Genomic DNA, 15,484 nt, shown 5'->3' with positions numbered 1-15,484 from the left:
TATGAAAGGAAATTTTAACAAAATTATAAATAGCGCTACACCAGTATTGGTCGATTACTACGCTGAATGGTGTGCTCCATGTAAAGCGCAATCTCCCGTTATAGACAATTTAGCAAATGAAGCTGGTACTGATATAAGAATTATAAAAATTGATATCGACAAAAACCAAGCGATTGCACAACAACAAAATGTAAGAGGCGTGCCTACACTAGCCCTTTACAAAAATGGAAAGCAATTATGGCGCCAATCTGGTTTGCACAGTAAAGAACAGTTGTTAAACGTTATTAAATTACATACAAAATAGATAACAATGAACATTATTAAATATAATAGCTTTAATAGACCTAATAAGGGCATAGACTACTATTTAAAGTCCTACTATTTTTCAAAAATGCCTTATACAGCAAGCGAATTACTAGACAAAGGTGTTCCTTCAAAAGATATTATTAATGCCGTAAAAGAAGCCATTAGAGTCATGGTGCTTTTAGATGTTGATACCGAAAAGCATGTTAGTAAGTTTTACAGTCAGTACAAAGGATTACTATTTAAAGACTGCAAACTGTCTGAACTAGCATATGCCCTCGTATTACTTAACTTAAACAACGAAACCATGTATGCCGCCAATATACAACTCACAATTGCGGAATATTTTTTAAAAGAATATGATATGAGGAAGTTTTAATAAAGCTTCCTTTCTCCTATTAAATAGTTTACTCTTCAAACCAACTTGAATAAGTAATATAGTTGTCGGCTATCCTATTTATCTCTCCCGCAATAAGCTCAGGACTAATATTTTTTACTTTTTTGGCAGGAACTCCTGCATAAATACTTCCTGCCTCCACAATTGTACCCTTGGTAACCACTGCTCCCGCAGCAATTATACTATTACTGTTTACCACACAACCGTCCATAATTATACTGCCCATACCAATAAGAACATTATCATGAATGGTACAACCATGAACCAAAGCATTATGCCCAATAGATACATTATTCCCAATAGTGGTTGGAGCCGTCTTGTAAGTACCATGAATAACCGCGCCATCCTGAATATTTACCTTATTACCCATCTTAATATAATTAACATCTCCTCTTACCACGGCACTAAACCAAATACTGCATTGAGCTCCCATAGAAACATCTCCAACAATGGTTGCGTTTTCGGCAACAAAACAATCTTCTGATATCTGAGGTGATTTCCCCCTAACTGACTTAATTACTGGCATATTTGTATATTTTATTTTATCATTTAAAATACGATAATAAGCTCGACTTTCTTGATGCAGAAACCTGAACTTGTTTTCCGTTACTCAATACAACACTCCCACCTTTTCCTTTAACATATTTTACCACCTCATTCACATTAACAAGATAAGATTTATGAACTCGTACAAAGCTTCCTTCTCCAAGCGCTTCTTCAAAATATTTCAAAGTTTTGCTTACAAGTTTCTTTTTGTTGTTATTTAAATAAATCTCGGTATAGTTATCATCTGCTTTACAATATAAAATATCAGACATATTGATTACCTCAAAACCATTTAGCTGAGGAACGGTAATTTTTCCTTCAACCTCATTTATTTTTGGAATAAGAACTTCATCTTGCAACGCCTCTTCTTTGACCTTAGTTTTACTAACATAATCTACCGCTTTTATAAGTTCATCGATAGATACTGGCTTCATTAAATAATAGGATGCATGCGCATTTAAAGCATCAATAGCATAGTGATTATAAGCTGTTACAAATATGGTTTCAAAGTTTCTATCCCCCACTTTCTCTAATAAATCGAAAGCGTTACCGTATGGCATTTCAACATCAAGAAACACAGCATCTAAATCATTATTTCGTATCAAAATTGTCGCTTCTTCTATATTAGAAGCTTCACCCAAAACTTTTACATTCGGACAATATTTTTTAAGGTAGTTTTTTAAAATAACTCTACTTGCTTCTTCGTCTTCAACAATAATAGTATTTAAAACCATATTAATTCTTTTTAAGTGTAACGGTCACTTTAGTACCTATATCAACGTCTTCATTCAAGTCAGCAACCTCAACATCTACCTTCCCTTTATACATATCGTTTAATATTGCAACACGCTTTTTAATATTTCCCATACCCTTGGATTTATGCTTTTCTTGATGAGCCGTTTTTAGTGCTTGCGACTTTTCTCGACCTATCCCATTGTCCGTAATAATAATCTTGATTTCATCACCCTTGGTTTCTAGAATCTTAACCTCCAAAATACCTTTGTTTTTTTTGTATCTTAATCCGTGCCAGACAGCATTTTCTATATATGGCTGCAATAACATTGGAGGAATTACAAACTCGCGAGTCTTAATATTTTCATCCACGATAATATGATATTCAAACTTATCTTGAAATCTGAAATGTTCTAGTTTAATATATAATTGAAGTAACTCTATTTCTTTTTCTAAAGAGATGAAGTCTTCTTCGCTATTTTCTAAAACGGCCCGCATGAGCAAGGAAAAATCAGTTAAATATTTGTTGGCCGTTCTCTCATCACTTGAAGCTATAAAACTATTTACAGAATTTAGTGCATTAAAAATAAAATGCGGATTCATTTGACTTCTCAAACCCCTCAATGCAAGCAAGTTATTCGCCAAACGTTGTTCCTTAATATATTTAAACATAAAAAAAGCTGTTACTAAGAGCAAACATACACCTCCTATTAAAGAGTAAATTATAAGTTTTTGACGTTTAGACTGCTCTTGCGAAAGTTGGTATTTGCTTTCAGATAAAGCACGGTCTCCTTCTAAACTTAAAATTCTATTTTGCTTACTAGCAATATCTTTACTAAATCTAGCCGCTTGAAAAATTTGTTGCTCTTTTAAAACATATAATTTATCAACCAGTTCAACATAATCTTGATATGCCAAAAGTGCCTTATCATAATCACCTGCATCGCGATATACTTCTGACAGCTTGCGAGTAGCGTCTTTTTGAACTAGTAAATCCTCTCTATTATCAGCTTCAATAATACTTTTCTTTAAATAGGGAATCGCACTACCGTAATCTTGTTGGGACGCATAGGCCCGGCCAATTTTATAATTCTGTTTTTGAGGGGTTAATATACTCTCGTTACTAAAGATTGAATCTTTATTTAAATCTTCTAGGTCGGTTAAGGCTTGTTTTCTAAGTTTTATTTCATTCGAAAAATCATTATTCTCTCCTTTAAAATCAGCCACTTTTAATTTCTCTTCAACTGATCGCTTTTTATTTTGAGAATTAGCCAACTCCATCGATTTATTAAAATAAATATTGGCATTTTGAGTCTCTCCACTTGCATTATACGCCTGAGCTATTCTTGAATTTAAATCTGTGATTTTTGGAATAATTTCATTATCCTGAGCAATTTTAAGTGCTTTTTGATATATGGAAATTGCCTTTTTATAGTCTTTAATAAGCAGGTGGACGTCTCCTAGCCCTTCATATAAATTAACAAGGTCCCCATTTGACAATCTATCTTCCTTAATCTTGCTATATGCTTCCAGACTTTCTTGGTAGTTTTGATTGTTTTTATAAGCACTGGCGAGTTTAAAAATCACCTCTGTTTTACTTAAATTCTGAAGACTTATCCGGTAGTTAGTAACTGCCAAATCATATTGTTCCCAATGTGAAAATATATCTCCTAAAACTTCGTAAGCCGTTGCATTTTGTTTTGATGTATTACTATTAGAAATGGCATCCCCAACAAATTGAATACCTTTCTTAGCATCTTTTTTTAGATAATACTTCGCAGAATCCATCGAAGTTTTGTAATCCGCAGTCTTATCGACCTTTGAAGCTCTTGTTGATTTAGAATATTCTAATTCATCGTTTTCAATAGGCGCTACTTCAACTTTAATATCCTCATTACCCTTAATTGTATAATAAACAGTTTCGAAATCAACATGCCTTATAATAAGTTCGTCGCCTCTACTAGCTACTATCCTAAATTCACCAAAAGCATCTGTTGTGGTATATTGACCGCCACTAATTTCTACATTTACATTTGAAATAGGTTTTTCCGTATCTTGCTCTACCACAGATCCTTTAATTGTAAATTTCGAAGCCTGAGAAGATTGAAAATTTGTTGGTTGCCCTAGTAAACAAAAAGTGTTTAATACCATGAGCAAGCCTAAAAGGTATCTAATAGACATTTGCATCTTTTCCATTATATAAGATAAACATACGCACTTTACTTGATTTATTAAAATAGGCAAATGCCTATTTTAATAAATTAACACGATAATCTAGTGTCATGACTAAGTAAGCCATAGCACTGACTCACCCAAAGCAGGTCCTTACTCATTTCTGTTTTTTTAATAATTATGTTCATTCTAGATTTATAGTATTAATCAAAAAAACGTTAAATCATGAACATAATTTTTAAAACCTATCTACTGTGTTTAACGCTCCTTAGTTGCATGACGACTCATGCCTTAGCAAAAAACAAAACAAAACAGCCTAAGTCTAACAATCAATACATAAAGGTTGCCTTATTATTAGATACTAGTAATAGTATGGATGGTTTGATAGATCAAGCCAAAGCTCAACTATGGGATATTGTAAACGAGCTCTCTTATGCCAAATGCGGGACAAAAAAACCAAACCTTGAGATTGCACTCTATGAATATGGCAATAGTAACCTAAGTAGTAAGGAAGGCTATATAAGGCAAGTACTTGCCTTTAGCGATGATTTAGACGATATATCCAAACAACTCTTCTCGCTTACAACAAATGGCGGTGAAGAGTATTGCGGAGAAGTTATTCAAACCTCATTAACGCAACTACAATGGGGAAATAATCCTGATGACTTAAAACTTATTTTTATTGCAGGGAACGAACCTTTTAATCAAGGTCCATTCAATTACAAAGACGCCTCAATACATGCTAAAGATAAAGATGTTACCATAAACACCATCTTTTGTGGCGACTATAATCAAGGAATATCCACTCATTGGAAAGACGGTGCCCAACTAACTTATGGCGATTACATGGCAATTAATCAAGACAAAGCTACAGTGCATATGGCATCTCCCTACGATGATGAGATTTTAATCTTGAATCAAAACTTAAACAAAACATATGTTGCATATGGCAAAAAAGGAAGAGAAAAACAAGCCGTTCAAGCAGAACAAGATTTGAACGCAAACACTTACAGTAAAGCGAATGCCGTTAAAAGAACGATTAGCAAGAGTTCCCATCTTTATAAAAACAAATCTTGGGATTTAGTAGATGCTATCGAACTTGAAGAAGTCGTTATCGAATCTATTTCTGAAAAATCCTTGCCCGTTGAGCTTAAGGGAAAAACAGCCTCCGAGATTAAAATCTATATTGAACAAAAACGCAACGAGCGAAACACTATTAAAAAACAAATTCAAAGTTTAAATTTAAAACGGAAGAACTATCTTTTAAAACAACATGAAAAAAGTCAAAATGGATTGGAAAACGCCATGACAAAAGCTATTAAAGAACAGGCTAAAAAGAAGAACTACTCTTGGGAATAAAACCAAAAAAGACTTGCATCATACTTTGCTTGCCGGTCTTTTTCTATTCTAGTTAACCGCGGGACATTGACAATCATATTTTTCGCGCCTACAACTAAAATTATATCCCAAAGTTAACTGGTGAAATCCTCCATTGGTAAAAACCACAGAATTTGTTTGATGTGTATACGTATAGGCAAACATAAAGTTCTTGTAGTTTGTACCTAGTATTGTGGAGAGTTGCTGAAGATTTTGACTCTTAATAGTACCGTTATTAGTTAAATATTCGGCTCCATCTAAACTATGCCTATAGGAAAGTCCTGCCCAAAGAGTACCAAAATCCATTTGTTTATATACCTTCCCATTAACATCAATAGAAGACTCCTTGGTTCCCTCTTTATACTGAAACATAAGGGACGGCTCATAACTCCAAGTACTTCCAAATTTACTAAATACATATCCTGCAGAAATCAAGTATCGTCTTAGGTTATTGGTTACCTGAATATCATTATTAATTCCAGAATTATTAAGTACATTTTTTATCGTGCCGTGTGCATAAAAATCTAAATAATGATAAGAAAAACCAAAATCAATATTAAAATTTGTCTCACTTTGCACTACACCGCTAATAATAGGGTCTGAAACTGGCAATCCATTTAAAAATGTTGTCTCATCCAACTGATATTGAATAAACCCAGCACTTAAACCAAACGACAACATATTCAAATCTACCTCGCTCCTTGAAAACAATATATGATGCGCATAAGTAAAATAAGCTCCTTTTTGAGAATGGTATCCGTTTTTATCTGCGAACAAAATACCCCCAATACCTGATGAAGATTCACCGATTCTGCCATTTACACTTAAGGTTTGCAAACTTGGGGCATCCTCTTGCCCAAACCATTGTTGCCTTCCTGTTAAACGTATTTTTGCACAATTGGCAACCCCGGCCATAGAGGGGTGAATTAAATAATAATTATCCGTAAGATAATCCGTATATATAGGCAACCCTTCTTGAGAGGTAACAACATGACCAGCAAGAGTCACTATCGCAAACATAAGTATTTTTATAAATCTCATAGAATTGGTTAAATGAGGCGGTAACTAAATATAAACGGGTAACCAAATTATTTATTATAAACACTCTAAATAGTCAAACCCATATGTTTTCGCCATTTAAGTAGTCCGCGAGCCCCAAATATAAAGTTATCTTTAGTATTTTTGTCAAAAAATAGCTAAAATGAATAGTTTCAAGGTTTCTGTGCAAGAGACATCGAATAATGCCATTGTAAAATTTGAGGTCAATCAATTTATTACCAAGCATCAAAGTTTTGAATTTAACAATATTGATGAAGCTAAAGCATCCCCTTTAGCGCAGCAATTATTTTATTTACCTTTTGTAAAAAAAGTATACATCTCTGGAAATTTTGTTGCCGTGGAACGTTATGATATTGTTGAGTGGTCTGATGTTCAAGATGAAGTAGCGCAACAAATCGAAGCCTACTTAAATGATGGCGGTATTGTTGTTGAAGTTACTGCTGCGGTAAAAAAGGTACCTGTTACAGTTTATGCAGAAAGTACGCCTAACCCTGCTGTTATGAAGTTTGTGGCCAACAAAAAAATTGTTACCGCCTTATTTGAATTTACCTCTATTGAGGAAGCTAAATTATCTCCTTTAGCAACAGAGCTTTTTCATTTCCCTTTTGTAAAAAGTGTGTTTTTTGACGAAAACTACGTTTCGGTGACAAAATATGATATTACCGAGTGGCAAGACATTACCATTGAGTTAAGAGAGTATATAAAGAAATATATTGAAAGTGGTAAACAAGTTGTTTTACCAGAAGCAGCAGAGACTTTAAAAACATCTACTAAACAACTTGACAATCACTTTGAATCCTTAGATGATATTTCAAAAGAAATTGTCAATATCCTCGAAGAATATGTAAAACCTGCGGTAGCTAGCGACGGTGGTAATATTCAATTCATCTCCTATGATGCCAATACAAAAAACGTAAGTGTTATGCTTCAGGGAGCATGCAGCGGATGCCCTTCTTCAACTTATACTCTTAAAAGTGGTATTGAGAATATGCTCAAAGAAATGTTACCAGGGAAAATTGAAATGGTAGAAGCTATAAACGGATAAACCTTTCACTTTAATAAAGCAAATAGCGTTCTTTACTAAGGACGCTTTTTTTTGTTTGTAAATTCGCTAACTTTAGCTCATGAAGTATTTAAAAGCCTCTATTCTTGTTCTTTTAATTGTCGCCTGTAAAGATCAAAATACAGAACCCATGACATACGAATACACGAACAACCTCATTAATGAAACGAGCCCTTATTTGTTGCAACATGCGCATAACCCTGTAAACTGGAACCCATGGAATGATGCTATTCTGGATAAGGCAAAATCAGAAAAAAAATTATTGCTTATAAGTGTAGGGTATTCGGCATGTCATTGGTGCCATGTTATGGAACACGAAAGCTTTGAAGATAGTTTGGTGGCTCAGGTTATGAATAAAAACTTTATTAATATAAAAGTAGATAGAGAGGAAAGACCTGACGTAGACCGGGTTTACATGGGAGCGGTCCAACTTATGACGGGAAGTGGTGGCTGGCCAATGAATGTGATTGCACTTCCCGATGGAAGGCCTGTTTGGGGAGGCACTTATTTTAAGAAAGATCAATGGCTAAGTGCGTTAAAACAAATATCAGAACTTTATGAGAATCAGCCTGAAAAACTTTATGACTATGCTGATAAACTGGAGCAAGGCATAAAATCTCTTGATGTTGTTGAACTAAATACAGAGACGCCTCATTTTGACCTGGCCTTTGTAGCCAAAGCCATAAAGAATTGGTCTCAAAATTTTGATCATGCCTTTGGAGGCCTAAATCATGTTCCAAAATTTATGATGCCCAACAATTACCATTTTTTATTGCGTTATGCCTACCAAACTAACGACCAAGCTTTACAAGAATACGTAAATACAACCCTCAAAAAAATGGCATATGGTGGGGTTTTTGATCAAGTGGGAGGTGGATTTTCAAGATACTCCGTAGATGCTAAATGGCATATACCTCATTTTGAAAAAATGCTTTACGATAACGGCCAATTAGTTAGTTTATATGCCGATGCCTATCTCATTTCACAAAACAATCTGTACAAAGAGATTATAGAATCAACTTTAAATTATGTAAAAAAAGAAATGACTTTAGAAAATGGTGCTTTCAGTTCATCTCTTGATGCCGATAGTAAAACGAGTGAAGGCGAATTGGAAGAAGGCGCATTTTACGTTTGGACGAAAGACGAGCTTGAATCATTATTAAAAGATGATTTTGAGTTATTCTCAACGTATTACAATATAAACAACTACGGCCTTTGGGAAAATAAAAAATACGTCCTGATACGAAAAGATGATGACGAAACGATCATAAAAAAATTCAATATAACAAAGTCCAAATTACATGCTAAAGTTAATGCTTGGAAAACCATTTTAAATGAAAACAGAAATAACAGGTCGAAACCAAGATTAGATGATAAAACCATAACGTCATGGAATGCTATAATGCTTAAGGGTTACATTGACGCTTATCGAGTTATACAAAACCCTGACTATTTGGTTGCAGCCAAAAAAAATGCAGAATTTCTTATTAACTCGCAACTCAGAGAAGATGGTGGCCTAAATCACACTTACAAAAATGGCTCAAGTAAAATTAACGGCTATTTAGAGGATTATGCCACCACCATGGATGCTTTTATAGCCCTATATGAAAACACATTAAACGATAAATGGTTAAACCATGCAAATAGCTTAATGCATTACACTTTTGATCATTTTTTTGATGCGACTAGCAGTATGTTTTACTTTACTTCTAACGAAGATAAATCGCTGGTATCAAGAGGCATAGAATATCAAGATAATGTTATTCCTGCTAGTAATTCTATCATAGCTAATTGTCTTTTCAAATTAGCTCATTATTTTGATAATGAACACTATGCAACTACGGCAACTACGATGCTTAATAATGTTAAACCTGAAATGCTGGAATACCCGTCGAGTTATTCTAACTGGTTTAATTTGATGCTTAACTATACCCGGCCTTACTTTGAAGTAGCAATAGTTGGCCAAGAAGCAAGGTCCAAGATTGCCAAGTTAAACAAAACCTATTTCCCGAACAAACTTATCGCAGGAAGCATTTCTGAAAACAATATGCCCCTACTTAAAAACAGATATAATCCAGATGCTACCCTTATTTATGTTTGTGTTAACAAAGCCTGTAAACTCCCTATTAATGAAGTAGACGAAGCCGTTAAATTGTTAAAAAAATGAACTTATTATCAACTATTTTAATTGTTGTTGTTGCAGTCGAACATCTTTACTTTATGGTGTTAGAAATGTTTTTATGGACAACACCCAAGGGTATAAAAACATTTAATTTAAAATCGAAAGAATTTGCCAACGACACCAAAACATTAGCTGCAAATCAAGGGTTATATAATGGTTTTTTAAGTGCTGGACTCCTATTTGCTCTTGTCTTCAATGATATAAAAACCATCACTTTTTTTTTAGTTTGTGTGACCGTAGCTGGGATTTATGGGTCCTACTCCACAAGACAAATAAAGCTATTTTATATACAATCTATTCCTGCCGTTTTGGCTTTAATTAGTTTACTTTTTTAAAAATTAATCTTTTTTTCGTTTGGTTGGAACAGAACTGTATAAATAGTTTTAATTTTGTAGGATTAATTAATCTCAAAAAATATGAATTTAGAAAGTATTGACACAGAAAAATGGCTTGATTTAGCCACTACCTATGGGCTTAAGCTCATTGGAGCCATCCTGATATGGATAATTGGTGGATGGATTATTAAAAAACTTTTAAAAGGCGCAAAAGTTGTAATGGCAAAAGGAAACTATGAAGAGAGTCTTCAAAAGTTTTTATTGAACCTTTTAGGTTGGTCACTTAAAATAGTCCTTATTATAGTAGTTTTAGGCACTATTGGTGTTGAAACCACATCTTTTGCAGCTGTTATCGCTGCAGCAGGTTTGGCGATTGGTTTAGCTTTACAAGGCTCTTTAGGTAATTTTGCCGGAGGTGTTTTAATCATGATATTCAAGCCTTTTAAAATAGGTGATTTAATTGAAGCTCAAGGCGAAATAGGCGTGGTAAAAGAAATTGAAATCTTTACAACGAAATTAACAGGGCTTTCAAACAGAGAAATTATTATTCCGAACGGATCCTTATCTAATGGAAACATTATCAACTATACGGTTGAAGGCACTAGAAGGGTAGATCTTGTTATTGGTGTTAGCTATGATGCAGATATTAAGCAAACAAAAGATGTTTTAATGGATGTATTAACTTCGCACCCCAAAGTACTAAAAGATCCAGCACCATCTATAAATGTGTTAGAATTAGCAGATAGTTCTGTAAACTTTGCTGTAAGACCATGGAGTACAGCCGATGATTACTGGGATGTGTATTTTGGTATTACAGAAAACGTAAAAGAAGCACTTGATAAAGCTGGAATTGAAATTCCTTACCCACATCAAGTTGAAATTCATAAAGAAGCTTAAGATTTTTTAGGCTTTAAAGCCACAAAATCTTTTAAATAATATGGCTCAAAATAAGCGACATCTTCGGTGTCGCTTATTTTATATTTACGATATGACAACGCACCCATTTCATTTGCGGAAGGGAGCCTGTCGTCCATAAAAACAGCGTTTTCGTGTATAATTATGCCTTTCGTTTTTTCTACCCCATTCCCCACAAAATAAACTTTTCCTTTTTCAAGATAATCGGTAAACGATGCCCCTTCCAAAATTTGTGCTTGAGTCGCTCTTATTTGATTAATGTTTGAATCAAAAACTGCAGAATACACTTCCATTCGCCGAGCATCTAGCATAGGCACAATAACCCCATCGCTAATATCTACTTGGCAAGCCAGAGCTTCTAAGGTAGACACTGACAACAAGGGCTTATTTAATGCAAAGCAAAGACCTTTTGCTGCTGAAACACCAATGCGCAACCCCGTATAAGATCCAGGGCCTTTACTAACGGCAATGGCACTTAATTTAGTAGAGCTGATATTGGCTTCTTTAAGAACAGCATCTATATAAACATGTAGCCTTTCGGCATGCGAATAACCTTGGTCATTATCTTCTTTTAAAACAATGGTTTTACCATCTTTGGCCAGCGAAACAGAACAGTTTGTAGTGGCTGTTTCTATGTTTAAAATATACGTACTCAAATTAATTGGTTAGAGGTTTTCCTAGGTAAAAGTCTAAAACTTTTGTCTTAAACACAAAATTATATTTAGCATTGATAAGATTGGCTTCTGCATTTATCAATCTATTGCGTACTTGCTCAAACTCAAAGGCGTTCATAACTCCAAGGTCATAGCTTTCTTGAGCATTTTTAAACGATTCTTTCTGAGCTTCTAAAGATAGCTTTGATGATTCAAATTGATTGAATGCTGCCTTGGCATCTGCATAGGCTTGCTCAATATTAGTTCTTAAATCTTGTTTCTCTTGCTCCAAAGCGAACGCAATTCTTTCATTATTAATTTTTGCTCTGTTTACATTAGCTTTGGTTTGCATTCTATTAAAAATAGGAATCCTTAAATTAAATCCAAAGTTATAACCTAGGTTGTCATTAAGTTGTTTTCCAAACCCGTTAGGAATAAAAATGATATTTGGAGGGTTATCAGGGTCAATAATTGGTCTCTCATCTCTCATTCCCTGCTGATGCTGGTACGATGTAAACATTCCTGCTCCAAAACTCAGTGTTGGAAAGTAATTACTTTTTGCAATATCAATTCCTAATTCAGAGTCTTGAATTCTTAATTCAGCTTGTTTTATTTCGGGCCTGCTTCCCAAAGCAAATTCAAAAATATCATCTGTACTTTTATTTTCCAATAAAACAGCGGGAAGCTGCATTAGCATGTCTTGAACATCAAATCCTCTATGGGATATTTGCATTAACTGTGCTAAGCTTAGTAGCGCTAAATCTAAATTATTTTGAACATTGGTAAGACGCTCTTGGTCACTTGCTAACTGAGCCTGGGTATCAAATAAATCTGCTTTAGGCCTAACCCCTGAATCTACTAACTCTTTAACTTGGTCTAAACGCTTTTGTGTCACATCAATTTGATCATGAGCCACCTTCAAATTTTCCTTACTTAAAAGTACACTCAAATATTGATTTACTACATTTAAGGATATGTTGTCTTTTAAGATAGCCAATTGAAGTTTACTTGATTCAATGCCTAACTTGGCCTGTTTGTAAACACTAATATTTTGAAAACCATTAAACAAAATCATCCCGGTATTTAGTCCAAAAGTATTACCACGAGCATCTGTAGAAATACGACGTTGATCTTGATCTATAAACGATCCAAAATTAAAGTTTTGAGTTGCCGACCCTGAGAGGTCAGGTAAAAAATTACCTTTAGCGGTAACCAAGTCCTCATCGGCCGTTTTTAAATCTAGTTCGGTTTGTTTTACTCTAATATTGTTCTCTAGCGTGTAATCTATACAATCTTTTAAAGACCATATTTTTGCTTCTTGAGCCGCAAGACTTAAGGCACTTAGTAAGAAACACAGTATGCCTATTATTTTAATCTTCATCCTTATCATCTTCATTATCTTTTGATGCTTTATTCCATACTTTAATCTTATCGCCTTTCTCTATACCTCCAACAATTTCAACATTAATCCCATCAGAAAGCCCTAATTCGACATCTTTTTTCTTATACTTATTATTATCATTAAGCACCTCAACAAATGGCTTTTCAGTAATTCTATTATATTGAAGCAAGGCTTCTCTAATTGCCAAAACACTGTCTTTCCCTTCAATATCAATCTCAGCATTAGCACTGTATCCTGCTCTTATATTTTTTAACGAATCAATTTTTACATCGGCTTTAATAGTAAACTGTACCGCGCCATTTTCTTCAACCCCTTTGGGAGCAACAAACGTTAGCGTAGCAGGGAATTCTCTATTTTGAATAGCCCCTAGAATAACCTTTATGTCTTTACCTTCTTCAACTTTACCAACTTCTGCCTCATCTAACTTACCCTCAAAAATCATGAAACTCATATTAGCAATAGTAGCAATGGTGGTTCCTGCATTAAAATTATTACTTTGTATTACTTGATCTCCCTCACGAACTGGAATCTCTAAAACAGTACCAGAAATTTGAGCAATTATATTGGTGTTTGCCGAACTTCCTCCTGATATAGACCCTTTGTTAATTATCTGGTAGTCATTCTGCGCTTGTACCAAATTTTCCTTTGACTGAAAATATGAAAGTTCACTGTTTTCAAAATCTTGTTTTGAAATAACGCCTTTCTCAAACAAAGCTTTATTTCTGTCATAAAGCGTTTTCGCATTTTCAAAAGACAGTTTCGTGGTAGCAATTCGGCTCTTTGCACTCATCAAGCTTTGTTCGTTAGGCACCACTCTAATTACAGCAATAAGATCTCCTTTTTCTACAACATCGCCTTCCTCAACCAAAATCTGATCTACAATACCAGTTATTTGAGGCTTGAGCTCAATTTCTTCATCTGGAATTAGCTTACCTGTTGCTACGGCTTTAGTATTTATTGAGGTATAAAAAGGCTCTTCATTTTTGTAGTCAACGATATCTTTAGAATTCGCGTCCTTAAAGTACTTTAACACAAATGCTAGCAGTATAATTACCACTATGACCAAAATAATTTTTACTGTTTTATTCATTTTTTTGATTGTTTATTCTTCTCTTAATGCTTCAATGGGTTTCACGCTAGTTGCTTTAAAAGCTGGAATTAATCCGATTAAAGTTCCTAAAATTACTAGAATGACCATGGCGATTAAAACTACTGCAATAGAAACTGAGGCATTCACTATAGCCGCATCATCGCCTTGACCAAAAAAGTGATCTAAGGCTATTAAAATCCATCCACCGGTAATGATTCCAAAAAGCCCCGCTATAAGGGTTAAAAAAACGGCTTCAACGACTATTTGTCGCTTTATTTCAAAGGGTGTAGCTCCTAATGCTCTCCTCAAACCAATTTCTTTCGTGCGCTCTTTTACAGTTATTAATAATATATTTCCAATTGCGAAAACACCAGCAATTAAGGTGGCAATCCCAACAAACCAAGTTAAAAATTGCATCCCTATTAAAAAACCAGTGAGTTTAGCAAACTCCTTACCTAAATTAAAGCTTCCAAAAGCGCGTTTGTCTTGAGGGTGAATGTTATTAATATTCTTAAGTAATAATTTAGCATCCTCCTCTATCTGTTTAATATTAAACTCTGGTTTTCCCGTTATCATCATCCAACCAATACGATCGCCTCTGTTATATACCTGCTGAAATGTTGTAAACGGAATATGTACATCTGTAGAAGGCCCCATATTAACATTGCCGTTTTCAAACATACCAACAACTTTGAAATTAATATTGTCAATCTCTATATATTGACCAATAGCCTCTTCATCTTTTTCAAATAATTGTTCATAGGTACTTTCAGAAATAACAGCTACTTTTTTTCTATCATCTATATCATTCTGATTAATAAACCTACCGTGAATGAGTTTCTTCTTTTGTAATTCATCTAATAAAGGATAATCTCCTGCAGTTTGAAAACTTCCTGAAAGAAAATTTCTGGTAATATTTTTTCGCTGTTGGCTTCTTGGGAGCACAAACTCAATACCCTCAACGTTTTCTTCAACCTTTTTAGCATCTGACAAAGACAATTTAACTCGTCTCCCCTCTTGAAATCCTTTGAATGGCTTACCTGTACTCTGCCCCCAAACAAACACACTATTAGTTGCAAAGCTTCCAAACAGCCGATTAAATGAATTCTCTAATCCCCTTGCTGACCCCAGTAAACCAATAAGAAGTAATATGCCCCACCAAACACCAACCATCGTTAAAATAGACCTAAGTTTATTTTTACTTAAGCTATCAAAAACTTCTTGCCAGGTGTCTCTATCTAATAAAAATCTGAGCATA

At 34.4% G+C, this 15,484-nt stretch carries 15 protein-coding genes; 7 read left to right on the top strand and 8 right to left on the bottom strand.

Going from position 1 to position 15,484, the window contains the following annotated elements; translation table 11 throughout:
• The first annotated feature begins 1 nt into the window (after nt 1).
• Both trxA and E5D58_RS09155 read left to right on the top strand, forming a co-directional pair.
• Entirely contained in the window at nt 2-304 is a 303-nt protein-coding gene (gene trxA, locus E5D58_RS09160) for a thioredoxin (protein WP_136481561.1), read from the top strand.
• A gap of 6 nt (nt 305-310) precedes the next feature.
• Complete coding sequence (locus tag E5D58_RS09155; protein WP_136481560.1) at nt 311-682, top strand: hypothetical protein; 372 nt, start codon at nt 311-313, stop codon at nt 680-682.
• 28 nt (nt 683-710) lie between these two features.
• Here the strand turns inward: E5D58_RS09155 and E5D58_RS09150 are convergent, their stop codons facing one another.
• From E5D58_RS09150 to E5D58_RS09140, 3 genes are read right to left on the bottom strand one after another with little or no spacing between them, the layout of a single operon-like run.
• Nucleotides 711-1,226: a gamma carbonic anhydrase family protein gene (locus tag E5D58_RS09150; RefSeq protein WP_136481559.1), complete on the bottom strand. Its 516-nt coding sequence runs from the start codon at nt 1,224-1,226 to the stop codon at nt 711-713.
• 19 nt (nt 1,227-1,245) lie between these two features.
• On the bottom strand, nt 1,246-1,980 hold the full coding sequence (locus E5D58_RS09145; RefSeq protein ID WP_136481558.1) for a LytR/AlgR family response regulator transcription factor: 735 nt from the start codon (nt 1,978-1,980) through the stop codon (nt 1,246-1,248).
• A gap of 1 nt (nt 1,981) precedes the next feature.
• Nucleotides 1,982-4,159 (bottom strand): histidine kinase, encoded by a 2,178-nt coding sequence (locus E5D58_RS09140; RefSeq protein WP_136481557.1) that lies wholly within the window; start codon nt 4,157-4,159, stop codon nt 1,982-1,984.
• Between the two features lie 216 nt (nt 4,160-4,375).
• Between E5D58_RS09140 and E5D58_RS09135 the strand changes: the two genes are divergently transcribed.
• Nucleotides 4,376-5,509, top strand: a complete 1,134-nt coding sequence (locus E5D58_RS09135; RefSeq protein ID WP_136481556.1) for a vWA domain-containing protein — start codon at nt 4,376-4,378, stop codon at nt 5,507-5,509.
• A 48-nt stretch (nt 5,510-5,557) separates the two neighbouring features.
• Here E5D58_RS09135 and E5D58_RS09130 read toward each other — a convergent pair whose 3' ends face one another.
• Nucleotides 5,558-6,568, bottom strand: a complete 1,011-nt coding sequence (locus E5D58_RS09130; protein ID WP_136481555.1) for a PorP/SprF family type IX secretion system membrane protein — start codon at nt 6,566-6,568, stop codon at nt 5,558-5,560.
• A 160-nt stretch (nt 6,569-6,728) separates the two neighbouring features.
• On the opposite strand from E5D58_RS09130, the gene E5D58_RS09125 reads away from it, so the two are divergent.
• The 4 genes from E5D58_RS09125 (at nt 6,729) to E5D58_RS09110 (ending at nt 11,063) form a co-directional block, all read left to right on the top strand.
• The gene (locus E5D58_RS09125) at nt 6,729-7,631 is read left to right on the top strand and encodes a NifU family protein (RefSeq protein ID WP_136481554.1); all 903 of its coding nucleotides are present in this window, start codon (nt 6,729-6,731) and stop codon (nt 7,629-7,631) included.
• 79 nt (nt 7,632-7,710) lie between these two features.
• A complete protein-coding gene (locus tag E5D58_RS09120; protein ID WP_235835883.1) occupies nt 7,711-9,816 on the top strand; it encodes a thioredoxin domain-containing protein in 2,106 nt (701 codons plus the stop codon).
• Nucleotides 9,813-10,166 carry a DUF1304 domain-containing protein gene (locus E5D58_RS09115; protein ID WP_136481553.1) on the top strand — a complete coding sequence of 118 codons (354 nt, stop codon included), beginning with the start codon at nt 9,813-9,815 and terminating at the stop codon, nt 10,164-10,166. Before E5D58_RS09120 ends, E5D58_RS09115 begins: the two co-directional genes overlap by 4 nt.
• A gap of 81 nt (nt 10,167-10,247) precedes the next feature.
• Nucleotides 10,248-11,063: a mechanosensitive ion channel family protein gene (locus E5D58_RS09110; RefSeq protein WP_136481552.1), complete on the top strand. Its 816-nt coding sequence runs from the start codon at nt 10,248-10,250 to the stop codon at nt 11,061-11,063.
• Here the strand turns inward: E5D58_RS09110 and tsaB are convergent.
• From tsaB to E5D58_RS09090, 4 genes are read right to left on the bottom strand one after another with little or no spacing between them, the layout of a single operon-like run.
• Complete coding sequence (tsaB, locus tag E5D58_RS09105) at nt 11,060-11,737, bottom strand: tRNA (adenosine(37)-N6)-threonylcarbamoyltransferase complex dimerization subunit type 1 TsaB (protein ID WP_235835882.1); 678 nt, start codon at nt 11,735-11,737, stop codon at nt 11,060-11,062. The genes E5D58_RS09110 and tsaB overlap by 4 nt on opposite strands.
• Before the next feature lies 1 nt (nt 11,738).
• Nucleotides 11,739-13,115: a TolC family protein gene (locus tag E5D58_RS09100; RefSeq protein ID WP_136481551.1), complete on the bottom strand. Its 1,377-nt coding sequence runs from the start codon at nt 13,113-13,115 to the stop codon at nt 11,739-11,741.
• Nucleotides 13,105-14,226 (bottom strand): efflux RND transporter periplasmic adaptor subunit, encoded by a 1,122-nt coding sequence (locus E5D58_RS09095; protein ID WP_136481550.1) that lies wholly within the window; start codon nt 14,224-14,226, stop codon nt 13,105-13,107. The genes E5D58_RS09100 and E5D58_RS09095 overlap by 11 nt, the downstream gene beginning before the upstream one ends.
• A gap of 12 nt (nt 14,227-14,238) precedes the next feature.
• Entirely contained in the window at nt 14,239-15,483 is a 1,245-nt protein-coding gene (locus tag E5D58_RS09090) for an ABC transporter permease (RefSeq protein WP_136481549.1), read from the bottom strand.
• Between the last annotated feature and the right edge of the window lies 1 nt (nt 15,484).

Source organism: Cognatitamlana onchidii, from assembly GCF_004804355.1.
Classification (GTDB): domain Bacteria; phylum Bacteroidota; class Bacteroidia; order Flavobacteriales; family Flavobacteriaceae; genus Cognatitamlana; species Cognatitamlana onchidii.
The sequence above is the reverse complement of the archived record's forward strand: the minus strand, read 5'-3'. Positions and strand labels throughout refer to the sequence as shown.